Origin of the sequence: Vibrio sp. 11-4(1) (genome assembly GCF_013048625.1) — a bacterium.
Taxonomy (GTDB): domain Bacteria; phylum Pseudomonadota; class Gammaproteobacteria; order Enterobacterales; family Vibrionaceae; genus Vibrio; species Vibrio diabolicus.
Map to the genome: position 1 here is coordinate 13,271 of NZ_VHSY01000007.1, position 12,123 is coordinate 25,393.

The 12,123-nt window shown below is 44.3% G+C and carries 11 protein-coding genes; 4 read left to right on the forward strand and 7 right to left on the reverse strand.

Annotated elements, in window-relative coordinates; genetic code table 11:
* Window positions 1-118: 118 nt before the first annotated feature.
* The 3 genes from FKN16_RS14920 to FKN16_RS14930 all read left to right on the forward strand — a co-directional run bounded on the left by FKN16_RS14920 (window position 119) and on the right by FKN16_RS14930 (window position 3,346).
* On the forward strand, window positions 119-1,333 hold the full coding sequence (locus tag FKN16_RS14920; protein ID WP_170903028.1) for a pyridoxal phosphate-dependent aminotransferase: 1,215 nt from the start codon (window positions 119-121) through the stop codon (window positions 1,331-1,333).
* Between the two features lie 90 nt (window positions 1,334-1,423).
* The gene (yfbR, locus tag FKN16_RS14925; RefSeq protein WP_031780152.1) at window positions 1,424-2,008 is read left to right on the forward strand and encodes a 5'-deoxynucleotidase; all 585 of its coding nucleotides are present in this window, start codon (window positions 1,424-1,426) and stop codon (window positions 2,006-2,008) included.
* A gap of 15 nt (window positions 2,009-2,023) precedes the next feature.
* Complete coding sequence (locus FKN16_RS14930) at window positions 2,024-3,346, forward strand: anti-phage deoxyguanosine triphosphatase (protein WP_170903029.1); 1,323 nt, start codon at window positions 2,024-2,026, stop codon at window positions 3,344-3,346.
* Between the two features lie 6 nt (window positions 3,347-3,352).
* Here FKN16_RS14930 and FKN16_RS14935 read toward each other — a convergent pair whose 3' ends face one another.
* A complete protein-coding gene (locus tag FKN16_RS14935) occupies window positions 3,353-3,967 on the reverse strand; it encodes a DTW domain-containing protein (protein WP_170903030.1) in 615 nt (204 codons plus the stop codon).
* 3 nt (window positions 3,968-3,970) lie between these two features.
* Here FKN16_RS14935 and rrtA point away from each other — a divergent pair, with 3 nt between their 5' ends.
* On the forward strand, window positions 3,971-4,522 hold the full coding sequence (rrtA, locus tag FKN16_RS14940) for a rhombosortase (protein WP_047009480.1): 552 nt from the start codon (window positions 3,971-3,973) through the stop codon (window positions 4,520-4,522).
* A 98-nt stretch (window positions 4,523-4,620) separates the two neighbouring features.
* On the opposite strand, the gene FKN16_RS14945 is transcribed toward rrtA, so the two are convergent.
* The 6 genes from FKN16_RS14945 to clpP all read right to left on the reverse strand — a co-directional run bounded on the left by FKN16_RS14945 (window position 4,621) and on the right by clpP (window position 12,114).
* Complete coding sequence (locus FKN16_RS14945; RefSeq protein WP_031780151.1) at window positions 4,621-4,905, reverse strand: ComEA family DNA-binding protein; 285 nt, start codon at window positions 4,903-4,905, stop codon at window positions 4,621-4,623.
* A gap of 225 nt (window positions 4,906-5,130) precedes the next feature.
* A complete protein-coding gene (gene ppiD, locus FKN16_RS14950; protein ID WP_170903031.1) occupies window positions 5,131-6,990 on the reverse strand; it encodes a peptidylprolyl isomerase in 1,860 nt (619 codons plus the stop codon).
* A 201-nt stretch (window positions 6,991-7,191) separates the two neighbouring features.
* A complete protein-coding gene (locus tag FKN16_RS14955) occupies window positions 7,192-7,464 on the reverse strand; it encodes an HU family DNA-binding protein (protein WP_005382341.1) in 273 nt (90 codons plus the stop codon).
* Between the two features lie 191 nt (window positions 7,465-7,655).
* The gene (gene lon, locus FKN16_RS14960) at window positions 7,656-10,007 is read right to left on the reverse strand and encodes an endopeptidase La (RefSeq protein ID WP_005390529.1); all 2,352 of its coding nucleotides are present in this window, start codon (window positions 10,005-10,007) and stop codon (window positions 7,656-7,658) included.
* A gap of 129 nt (window positions 10,008-10,136) precedes the next feature.
* Window positions 10,137-11,417, reverse strand: a complete 1,281-nt coding sequence (clpX, locus tag FKN16_RS14965) for an ATP-dependent protease ATP-binding subunit ClpX (RefSeq protein ID WP_005390528.1) — start codon at window positions 11,415-11,417, stop codon at window positions 10,137-10,139.
* 70 nt (window positions 11,418-11,487) lie between these two features.
* Entirely contained in the window at window positions 11,488-12,114 is a 627-nt protein-coding gene (gene clpP / locus FKN16_RS14970) for an ATP-dependent Clp endopeptidase proteolytic subunit ClpP (protein ID WP_005382347.1), read from the reverse strand.
* Window positions 12,115-12,123: the final 9 nt, after the last annotated feature.

Here is a 12,123-nt window from a genome sequence, read left to right on the forward strand (position 1 = left end):
GTGATAGCAAACGAGCAAAACTTAACCAGCAAACAGATAATTTACAGATATATATTCTAATAAAAAACAAATTATTGTATTTTAATAAAGAAATTAACGAATTTTTAGGAATTATACAATGCAAAATATCGGGATGTCGTCAAAACTCGATAATGTCTGCTACGACATTAGGGGTCCTGTACTCAAACATGCTAAGCGCATGGAGGAAGAAGGGCATAAAATCCTAAAGCTAAACATTGGTAACCCTGCCCCATTTGGTTTTGACGCCCCTGATGAGATTTTAGTCGACGTGATTCGTAATCTGCCGACTTCTCAAGGCTATTGTGATTCCAAAGGCATTTACTCTGCTCGTAAAGCCGTGGTTCAACACTATCAACGTAAAGGTATCCGCTCTCTAGATGTCGAAGATGTGTATGTGGGTAACGGCGTGTCTGAGCTGATCGTGATGGCCATGCAAGCGCTGTTAAATAATGGCGACGAAATGCTAATCCCAGCTCCCGATTACCCGTTGTGGACAGCTTCAGTTGCACTATCAGGCGGTAAGCCGGTTCATTACCTATGTGATGAAGACGCTGACTGGTACCCAGACCTTGAAGACATCAAAAAGAAAATCACACCAAAGACACGTGGCATTGTTCTGATCAACCCGAACAATCCGACAGGTGCAGTATATAGCCGTGATTTCCTACTTGAAGTGATTGAAATCGCGCGCCAGCACAAACTGATCATTTTCGCAGATGAGATCTACGACAAAGTGTTGTACGACGGTGCAACACATACCTCAGTCGCAACACTCACTGAAGACGTGCTCGTCATGACATTCAATGGCCTTTCAAAAGCCTACCGTGTTTGCGGTTTCCGTGGTGGCTGGATGTTCCTAACGGGACCTAAACACCTAGCTCAAGGGTACGTGAATGGCTTGGAGCTGCTTTCATCGATGCGTTTATGTGCAAACGTACCAATGCAACATGCGATTCAAACCGCGTTAGGTGGATACCAGAGTATCAATGAACTGATTTTACCTGGCGGACGCTTATTAGAGCAGCGCAATAGAGCGTATGAACTGATCAATCAGATTCCTGGTGTTTCTTGTGTCAAACCTAAGGGTGCTATGTACCTCTTCCCGAAAATCGACACAAAAATGTACAACATCAAGAACGATCAGCAGATGGTTTTAGATTTCTTAAAACAAGAGAAGGTCTTACTGGTGCAAGGTTCCGGTTTCAACTGGCCAAAACCAGACCATTTCCGCATAGTGACACTGCCACACGTTGAAGATCTAGAAATCGCCATTGGACGTTTTGAGCGATTCCTATCAACCTACAGCCAGTAATGAATCACTGGTAGTAATTAGTGCTGATCTCTCATATGCTTAGAGGAACTCCTAGTGAGTTCCTTTTTTACACCAGAAACGGAGAAAGCCATGAAAGAAAGCCATTTTTTCGCTCACCTGGCTCGAATGAAGCTGATCCAACGCTGGCCTTTAATGCGGTCCGTCTCACCAGAAAACGTTTCAGAGCATAGCTTACAAGTTGCTTTTGTCGCTCATGCCCTTGCCCTAATTAAAAACAAAAAGTTCGGCGGCAACCTTAATCCAGAACGCATCGCGATTCTTGCCATGTACCATGACTCTAGCGAAGTATTAACGGGTGACCTTCCAACCCCAGTGAAGTATTACAACCCTGAAATTGCCAAAGAATATAAGAAGATAGAATCAGCAGCGGAACAAAAATTACTCTCAATGTTACCGGAAGAGTTCCAAGATGAATTTGCCCCCTACCTTCTTTCTCACTCTGCACACGAAGAGGACGCAAAAATCGTCAAGCAAGCCGACTCCATCTGTGCATATTTAAAATGTCTCGAAGAACTAAGCGCAGGCAATCATGAGTTCGCTCTGGCAAAAAAACGCTTAGACATCACTTTGCAAGAACGTAGAACGCCTGAAATGGATTACTTCCTCAATACCTTTGCCCCAAGTTTCGAATTATCGTTAGATGAAATCAGTTAGCTTACGGAGATAATCGTGTCGTTTGAATTACACCCGCAATGGCAAGAGCGCCATGATGATGAGCATAAAATACGTCGTGACGACCATCGAAGCCCGTACCAAAGAGACCGAGCGCGCATTCTTCACTCGGCTGCATTTCGACGCTTACAAGCAAAAACCCAAGTACACGGCAATAGCTTGGAAGACTTTCACCGCAGCCGGTTAACACACTCCTTAGAAGCGTCGCAACTCGGGACCGGTATCGTCGCCCAGTTAAAGAAAAAACAACCAGAGTTCCGTGATCTATTACCATCAGACAGCTTAATTGATTCATTATGTTTGGCGCACGACATCGGGCATCCTCCATACGGTCATGGGGGAGAAGTCGCTCTAAACTACGTAATGCGCGAACATGGCGGTTTCGAGGGGAACGCCCAAACCTTTCGTATCGTCACTAAGTTAGAGCCTTATACTGAGCATTTCGGAATGAATTTATCACGCCGCACACTGCTTGGTTTGATTAAGTACCCTGCCCTCATTAGTCAAACACGCTCCGTCAAGTTGCCTCAACCAGCTGAGCATCAACGTAAACTAAAAGCCAAAGATTGGAGCCCAGCTAAGGGCATTTATGATTGTGATAAAGACTTATTTGATTGGGTAATTGCACCGCTTTCTGACAACGACAAGGCATTGCTTAGCCTAATGCGCTCAAAACCAGAATCGGAGTTTGAGCACAGTAAAACGCGTTTTAAATCACTCGATTGCTCAATCATGGAGCTAGCGGACGATATCGCCTACGGCGTTCATGATTTAGAAGATGCAATCGTGCTTGGTATGGTGACACGTCAGCAATGGCAAGAAGGCGCAGCAAGTCAATTAGCGGACTGTGGCGACTCGTGGTTTGAAGCACATATCGATTCCATCGGACAGATGCTATTTAGTGGTAAGCATCATGAGCGGAAAGATGCCATCGGTGGTATGGTTAACGCCCTGCTGACCAGCATTTCAATTAAGGCGGTGGATGAGCCTTTCAATAATCCATTACTGTCTTGGAATGCGTGTTTAGAGCCACAAATGGCACGTGCACTTGACGTACTCAAGCACTTTGTCAGTGCCTTTGTTATCCAAGTCCCGCAGGTCCAGATCGTTGAATATAAAGGTCAGCAAATTATTATGGACATTTTTGAAGCGTTAACAGCGGACCCAGAGCGCTTGCTGCCTGTTCATACAAAAGAACTGTGGTGCCAAGCGAAAAGCGAGAGCAATAAGATGAGAGTCATCGCCGATTACATTTCTGCAATGACCGATGGTCACGCACAAAAGCTACACCGCCAACTTTTCTCTTCCATCGTTCTTTAGTAACACTCAACCTTTCAAGTAATTCTTTTCAAATACGCCCGGCGGCATCTGGGCGATTTGGAATTCGATCATCTTTTCAAAGGCATGCATAAGCGGTGTAAAGTCTCTCTCGGGTTCAAGCAAGCGAAGCGAATGATAACCTGCCTCGACTGTCGATAAGCTATTCTCAGAGGGCGCTTTACGAATGGTGTAATGCCCTTGTAATTGCTTCGGTAATTGCACGGTTGGGAGTGGATGTAAATTGCTAGAAAGCTGCCACATTTTGTACGCTTTTTTCCACGTCCCATCGAGCAAAATCAAACGTATTTTCTTAGATACACTACGGCTCGCTTGATTAATTTCAGAGATGCATCGTGACTGTTCCGATGGGTAAAGAACAAAATGTTGATATGATTCATCCGCCAACAAGTGATTTAAGACATCATCACCAGAAAAGTCCTCTCCTATCAGACAAATACAGTTATCTAAACTCAAATTGAGAATCCGTGCCGTACCAAGCGGACGATGTTCTTCACTCATGTGCTGAAGAATGATAAGTTCTACCTCGCTTGCCAACGGTACAATCCATTGGCAAATACACGCTTTTTGCGATTTTCCACAACGAGAACAATAACGAGACATAGAGTGAACCTTTATACCTTGCTGAGTATTATCAGCGTGATCTGTTTGATACTTCAATTCGAACCAATGGCAAGCCTAACCGAGTGGCACAGCTACAATATACGCCATGGCGAATGGTGGCGAATCGTAACAGGAAATCTCACACATACCAACTTTGCGCACTTAGGGATGAACCTGGCAGGATTGTGGATCATTACTTTTATTTTTCGTCCAAGCACTCGCAACTTCCTTATCGTTTTCTCACTCTTGTGTGCATTTGTTGGCGCAATGAATTTGTTTACCAATATGTCGGTGTACGTGGGATTATCTGGCGTACTACACGGACTATTTGGATTCTGGGCACTCAGAGAAGTCTTTGAAAGCAGAAGAAGCAGCCTGTTGTTGGTCGGAGGGCTTATTGCCAAAGTAGCATGGGAGCAGATCTATGGTCCATCCAGCAGCACTGCTGCGCTTATCGGCGCAAACGTTGCTATTGATGCTCATTTATTTGGTGCGTTCGGTGGGTTAACAATGGCTCTAATGGAAAAAGGTTTTCGCCGTCGTTTATTCGGATAAAAAATCCCGAACCACGAAAGAGGGGTTGGTTCGGGAAAGCAGTAATAGGGAAACAGATATTGTTCTGAATTCAGACTCAATATCTGAAATACATCAAGCTACAGTAAAATGCGGTCTTCGTTTTTCTTAACTGTCGCTTCACCAATGCCTTTTACGCTCTTCAAATCTGCTGCCGTTTTAAAAGGGCCATGCTCCTCGCGGTAGTCCACGATACTCTGCGCTTTCTTCTCACCAATACCTTTCAACATGGTCGCTATTTCTTCAGCAGAGGCCGTGTTGATATTTACGGTAATTTCAATTCCTTCATATTTGTCAGTGGCTGAATCCGCAGCCATGCTAAAAGGCGCAAAAACAAATAAGCACAATGTCAAAATCCATTTCATATTGAACATACAATCTCCAAAATAGTAGGCTAAAACCAGTCACCAGTAGCAAGTCACTATCCAGTTAACAAACCTAGATGACCCGATATTCGCAATGACTGGTATCACTTAAACGCGCACTAATTTAAGTAATGCTTATTGATGATTGAAGTTAATAAAGACAAAAATAAAACGGACCGCTTATGCGGTCCGTTTTAGTTAACATGCAAATTACACTAATTGTGCTTAGTTGCTCACAATAAAGTACTCAATGTCAGTGTTTGCGCGCAGTACAGCTAGCACAGATGATAGGTCTTGCTGAGAAGATGCTCGCTGCATTTGCATCGCAACTTGCTCTTCTAACTCACTATCTAGCTCAGCATTTACAGCATCAAGCTCGATGATAACAATGTTACCTTCAAGATCTTTAGACTGACCATATACTGGCTTACCATCGACTGGTTTTGCCATCGCGAATACCGTTGTTGCCAACGGAGAACGGCGATCTACTGTCTCTTGTTCACCAAATGCAAGGTTGTTTTCAGTAAGCACATCTGTCTTACCTTCTTTCAATGCAGCAACAACCTGTGTACCAAGTTCCATCGCATCTTGCTCACCCTTAACGCGAGAAAGCTCTGCAATAACCTGATCTTTCACTTCTTCTAGTGGAAGAACCGTCTCATCACGTGCATCTTCAACACGAACAACAATAATATGCTCAGGTGCAACTTCGATAGCTTCAGAGTTCAAGCCATCTTCTTTTACTTCAGGGCTAAGGATAGCTTGCATTACCGCAGGGTTACGAAGCACTTCAGGTGCGTCAACTTGAGAAATAAAGTCCGTTGTCTTCACTTCTTGGTTAACGGCTTGAGAAGCGTCATACAATGAGTCTGGGTATTCAAACGCTACGCGTTCAAGCTCACTTTGTAGCTCGTAGAATTGATCAACCGCTTGTTGGTCAACCATTTCTTGTTTGATTTCAGCGGCTACTTCTTCAAATGGCTTCGCCACAGAGTCTTTTAGCTCTTCAAGCTTGATAATATGGTAACCAAAGTCCGACTTTACTAGACCTGACGTATCGCCTGGATTCTTCAACGCGAATGCCGCTTCTTCAAAAGCAGGGTCCATCACATCACGCTCAATCCAACCTAAGTCACCGCCGTTTTCAGCACTGCCAAAATCGTCAGATTTCTCTTGAGCAAGCGTCGCAAAATCTGCTCCCGCATTTAGCTCATCTAAGATAGCCTGCGCTTTTGCTTCATCGTCCCCTTCTACAAGAATATGAGCGACACGGCGCTGCTCTTCTGAAGAGTATTTGTTTAAGTGCTCATCGTAGTACTTTTTCACCTCAGCGTCAGAAACATTAACTTGTTCCTTTAGCGCTTCAGCAGACAGTTCGATATAAGCAACTTTAACCTGCTCTGGGCGAGTAAAGTTGTCAGGGTTTGCTTTGTAGTACTGTTGAATTTCTTCGTCAGTCAATTCAATGTTTTTCGCAAACTCTGCTAAGTCGATTTCAATCGTGCGAATATCACGAGTTTGAGTGAACAGCTTACCTTCTACCTGTACTTCACCTGGCAGAATAAATTCACTGTTTTGTAGTGCATTCAGCAGTTGTTCACGAACCAATTCACGACGCATGTATTCAGCAAAAGAGTCTGGCGAAAAGCCTGCACGACGCAGAGAAGCTTGATAGATCTCTTGATCGAACTGACCATTAGATTGGAATTGAGGCATGTCTAGAATCATGCTGCGAACTTGAGTGTCGCTGATTCGCAGACCTAAAGCTTCTGCTTGTTGGTCAAGCAACACGTCATTGATCATTCGATCTAAAACGGATTTGCGGAAAGATTCAACATATGCAGGGTCAGCCAGCATTTGAGAGAAGTAGTCACCCAACTGAGCTTGCATACGGTTACGCTCATTTTGGTATGCCATCTCGAACTCACCACGAGGAATCTCAGTGTTACCGACTTTCGCTGCAGAGTTGTTGTTACCACTAACGATGTAGCTACCCACACCTGCAAATACGAAAGACAGGATGATAAGCCCAAGGATAATTTTGACCGCGATGCTATTCACGCCTTCGCGTAGTCGATCCATCATAATTTAACTGCTCTCCACAATTGAAGCCTACTGCTTCTATCTAATAGAAATAATGGCGCAATAATATCAGAAAAAGAAATGCGCATCAGTATGATGCGCATAATTTAAGAAAGTTCGGCTCGAAGTTTGTAAATTTTTGTTCGAAACTTGTTGTTTGAGCAAAAGTTAAGCAAATGGCCGGTTACAGAATTAACGCTGTGATTAGTTACAAGCGTCTTTCAGTGCTTTACCAGCTTTAAAAGCTGGTACTTTTGCTTCTGCGATTTGGATTTCTTCACCAGTTTTTGGGTTACGACCAGTACGTGCAGCACGAGTACGAACGCTGAATGTACCAAAGCCAACTAGAGCAACTTGATCACCAGACTGAAGAGTGCCGCTTACTGCTTCGATGAATGCATCTAGAGCACGACCCGCTGACGCTTTAGAAATGTCTGCATTTTCTGCGATTTGTTCTACTAACTGAGTTTTATTCACTGTAATTTCCCCTTTGTGTCATCTGTGATTATTTTTGTGATGACTTTCGTTCCATTGTTAAGAAAATATGCTCCATCCCTTATTCGTCAAGGGCTGGCAGCTATCGAAACTAACTTAGCGCCCAAAAAAAACGCTGACAAGCCTTTTTAGACTTATCAGCGTAAACTTTTACTTATTTTTGCTGCACATCACTATTTTTGAGACTCAAACTCAACGCCCGTCGGGTCTCGCTCTAGTGCGACTTTCAGTACTTCATCAATCCACTGTACAGGGATGACTTCCAGATCAGCGATAACATTATCAGGAATCTCTTCCAAATCACGCTCGTTGTCTTTTGGAATTAGCACAGTTTTAATGCCGCCACGGTGTGCCGCAAGTAACTTCTCTTTTAGGCCACCGATAGGTAGGACTTCACCACGCAGTGTGATTTCACCCGTCATCGCTACCTCTGCTTTCACAGGGTTACCTGTCAGAGCTGAAACCAAAGCAGTACACATTGCAGTACCCGCACTTGGGCCATCTTTTGGCGTCGCGCCTTCTGGTACGTGCACGTGAATATCTTTCTTCTCGTAGAAGTCAGTATTGATACCCAGTTTTTCTGCACGAGAGCGAACTACTGTCATTGCGGCTTGGATAGACTCTTGCATCACGTCACCAAGAGAACCCGTTTGCGTCAGCTTACCTTTACCTGGCATGGATTGAGTTTCAATCGTTAGCAGATCGCCACCCACTTCTGTCCAAGCTAGACCTGTCACTTGACCAATTCGGTTACTTTCATCCGCTTTACCGTAATCGAAACGTTGAACACCCAAGTACTCTTTTAGGTTGTCCATCGTTACCGTTACTGACTTGATGTCTTTATCCAACAAGATGTTCTTCACGGCTTTACGGCAGATCTTAGAAATCTCACGCTCTAAGTTACGAACACCCGCTTCACGAGTGTAGTAACGGATGATGCCAATAATCGCAGAGTCTTCAATGATGATTTCATCCGGTTTTAGACCATTGCGCTTCACTTGCTTATCAACAAGGTGACGTTTTGCAATGTTCAGCTTCTCATCTTCGGTGTAACCAGATAAACGAATAACTTCCATACGGTCTAACAATGGACCTGGAATGTTCATTGAGTTCGAGGTTGCAACGAACATAACGTCAGAAAGGTCGTAATCCACTTCTAAGTAGTGATCGTTGAACGAGTTATTCTGTTCAGGATCAAGTACTTCTAGTAGCGCTGATGCCGGATCGCCGCGCATATCTGAAGACATTTTGTCGATTTCGTCCAATAAGAACAATGGGTTCTTCACGCCAACTTTCGACATCTTCTGGATTAATTTACCTGGCAATGAGCCAATGTAAGTACGACGGTGACCGCGGATTTCTGCTTCATCACGTACACCACCCAGCGCCATACGAACGTACTTACGACCTGTAGCAGAAGCAATTGAACGACCAAGAGACGTTTTACCCACACCTGGAGGACCAACAAGACAAAGGATTGGACCTTTTAACTTATTGATTCGGTTTTGAACCGCCAAGTATTCAAGAATACGCTCTTTTACGCGCTCTAGACCGTAGTGGTCTTCATTAAGAATCTCTTCTGCTTTCGCTAAATTTTTCTTAACTTTTGAGCGTTTAGCCCAAGGCACGCTGACCATCCAATCGATGTAGCTACGAACCACTGTTGCTTCGGCAGACATTGGAGACATCATCTTAAGCTTTTGCAGCTCTTGCTCAGTCTTTTCACGTGCCTCTTGAGGCATTTTTGATTCGTCAATCTTCTTCTGCAGCGTTTCGAACTCGTCTGGTGCGTCTTCCATCTCACCAAGTTCTTTCTGAATCGCTTTCATTTGCTCATTCAGATAGTACTCACGCTGAGATTTTTCCATTTGCTTTTTAACGCGACCACGAATACGTTTTTCAACTTGCAGCAAATCGATCTCTGATTCCATCTGGCCCATTAGGAATTCCAGACGCTCAGTGACATCAACAATTTCAAGTACTTGCTGCTTATCCACCAGCTTCAACGGCATATGAGCTGCAATAGTATCCGCTAAGCGAGCCGCTTCGTCGATACCGTTGAGTGAAGTGAGAACTTCTGGTGGAATCTTCTTGTTTAGCTTAATAAAGCCTTCAAACTGATTGATCGCACTGCGAACAATCACTTCTTGCTCACGCTCATCCAATTCTGGCGTAACCACAAATTCCGCTTCCGCTAGGAAGAAGTCACTCTCTTTAAAGTGATTGATTTTCGCACGTTGCTGGCCTTCAACCAGTACTTTTACTGTGCCATCCGGAAGCTTCAGTAGCTGGAGAATGGTGGCTACCGTACCTACTTCAAATAGGTCGTCAACCGTAGGCTCATCAGTATCAGCTTGCTTTTGTGCCACAAGAAGAACTTGTTTGTTGGTTTCCATCGCCGTTTCTAAACAGCTAATCGATTTCTCACGACCAACAAACAATGGAATAACCATGTGCGGGTAGACCACTACGTCACGTAGAGGTAGTACCGGGATCTCGATACGCTCGGAACGTTCCAAGTTCATATAATTCTCTCTTCCGCTTTCACGTTTACGTATTACTTATCGATTTATATGGGGGCTAATTGTTTGGATTCAATAAGAGAAATAAAAAAAGGAGGTAATTACTTACCTCCTTTTTCATTACGGCTGAATTTATTCTGCTCCAGCGGCCTGATTGTCTGAGTTGCTATAAATAAGCAATGGCTCTGACTCACCATTGATGACGGACTCATCAATCACGACCTTACTTACGTCTGTCGCAGATGGCAGTTCGTACATGGTTTCCAGTAATACGCCTTCAAGGATCGAGCGTAAACCACGAGCACCTGTCTTACGCTCCATTGCTTTCTTAGCGATAGCGCGCAGCGCATCTTCTCGGAACTCAAGTTCGGCGTTTTCAAGCTCAAACAATGCTGCGTATTGCTTGGTTAATGCGTTCTTCGGTTCACATAGGATCTGAATCAACGCTTCTTCATCAAGCTCAGTCAGTGTTGTTGTCACAGGAAGACGACCAATGAATTCTGGAATGAGTCCGTACTTCACTAAATCCTCAGGCTCAACCTGAGTAAATAGCTCACCCACGGTCTTCGATTCGTTTTTAGAACGAACTTCAGCACCGAAGCCAATACCTGTACCTGTTGCAACACGCTGCTCAATCACCTTATCTAGGCCAGCAAATGCACCACCACAGATGAACAGGATCTTCGACGTGTCCACTTGTAGGAATTCTTGCTGAGGGTGCTTACGACCACCTTGAGGTGGAACCGAAGCAACCGTACCTTCGATAAGTTTTAGTAGCGCCTGCTGAACACCTTCACCAGATACGTCACGCGTAATAGATGGGTTTTCAGCTTTGCGTGAAATTTTATCAATTTCATCAATGTAAACGATGCCGCGTTCAGCTTTAGCTACATCGTAATCACATTTTTGCAGAAGCTTTTGGATGATGTTTTCAACGTCTTCACCCACATAACCAGCCTCGGTTAGTGTGGTTGCGTCTGCCATTGTAAATGGCACATCCAAGAATCGAGCTAATGTCTCAGCAAGTAGTGTTTTACCGCTACCTGTTGGGCCAATTAGAAGGATGTTACTTTTACCAAGCTCTACACCTTCACTCGTTGTATCACCATTGCGTAAACGCTTGTAGTGGTTATATACCGCAACTGCGAGCACTTTTTTCGCGTAATCTTGCCCGATCACATAGTCATCAAGGTGTTCACGGATCTGTTTTGGCGTTGGTAACGCTTCAGATTCTTTCTTAGGGAGAACATCCTTGATTTCTTCGCGAATAATATCGTTACATAAGTCGACACACTCGTCGCAAATGTACACTGACGGACCTGCGATTAGCTTGCGAACTTCGTGCTGACTTTTGCCGCAGAAAGAACAGTACAGCAATTTACCGCTGCCACTTTCTTTGCTTTTATCTGTCATTCGCTAACCTCTTAGCCTTTACTCTTCATGAATGAGTGTATATCAATTTTTGCCAAAATGCGCTGGCTAATTACTCGCCGCGGTGGCTTAACACTGCATCCACGATACCGTATTCCACAGCCTGCTCTGATGACATGAAGTTATCACGATCAGTATCGCGCTCAATGACTTCAAGAGGTTGGCCAGTATGTTCTGCTAACAACTTGTTTAGCTTCTGCTTAATGGTCAGGATTTCCTGAGCATGGATTTGGATATCAGAAGCTTGACCCTGGAAACCACCCAATGGTTGGTGGATCATTACACGAGAGTTAGGCAGTACGTAACGCTTACCTGGCGCACCACCCGCTAACAGGAAGGCACCCATTGAACATGCTTGACCCATACATACAGTGCTAACATTTGGCTTAATAAACTGCATGGTATCGTAGATAGACATACCAGCTGTTACGCTGCCGCCTGGCGAGTTGATGTATAGGAAAATATCTTTATCTGGATTTTCAGATTCTAGGAAAAGTAGCTGAGCCACGACAAGGTTTGCCATGTGGTCTTCCACTTGACCCGTTAAAAAAATCACGCGCTCTTTCAGCAGACGTGAGTATATGTCGTAAGAGCGTTCGCCTCGGGAAGTTTGTTCAACCACCATTGGTACTAGCGCGTCCATAATTGGCGACATTGCATTTTTTTCTTGGTAGCTCATATTCTTATG

Excerpts from the sequence above, each read along its gene's own strand:
- clpP (WP_005382347.1), bottom strand. The coding sequence starts at position 12,114 with ATGAGCTACCAAGAAAAAAATGCAATGTCGCCAATTATGGACGCGCTA.
- clpX (WP_005390528.1), bottom strand. The coding sequence starts at position 11,417 with ATGACAGATAAAAGCAAAGAAAGTGGCAGCGGTAAATTGCTGTACTGT.
- lon (WP_005390529.1), bottom strand. The coding sequence starts at position 10,007 with ATGAACTTGGAACGTTCCGAGCGTATCGAGATCCCGGTACTACCTCTA.
- FKN16_RS14920 (WP_170903028.1), top strand. The coding sequence starts at position 119 with ATGCAAAATATCGGGATGTCGTCAAAACTCGATAATGTCTGCTACGAC.
- FKN16_RS14945 (WP_031780151.1), bottom strand. The coding sequence starts at position 4,905 with ATGAAATGGATTTTGACATTGTGCTTATTTGTTTTTGCGCCTTTTAGC.
- FKN16_RS14935 (WP_170903030.1), bottom strand. The coding sequence starts at position 3,967 with ATGTCTCGTTATTGTTCTCGTTGTGGAAAATCGCAAAAAGCGTGTATT.
- ppiD (WP_170903031.1), bottom strand. The coding sequence starts at position 6,990 with ATGATGGATCGACTACGCGAAGGCGTGAATAGCATCGCGGTCAAAATT.
- yfbR (WP_031780152.1), top strand. The coding sequence starts at position 1,424 with ATGAAAGAAAGCCATTTTTTCGCTCACCTGGCTCGAATGAAGCTGATC.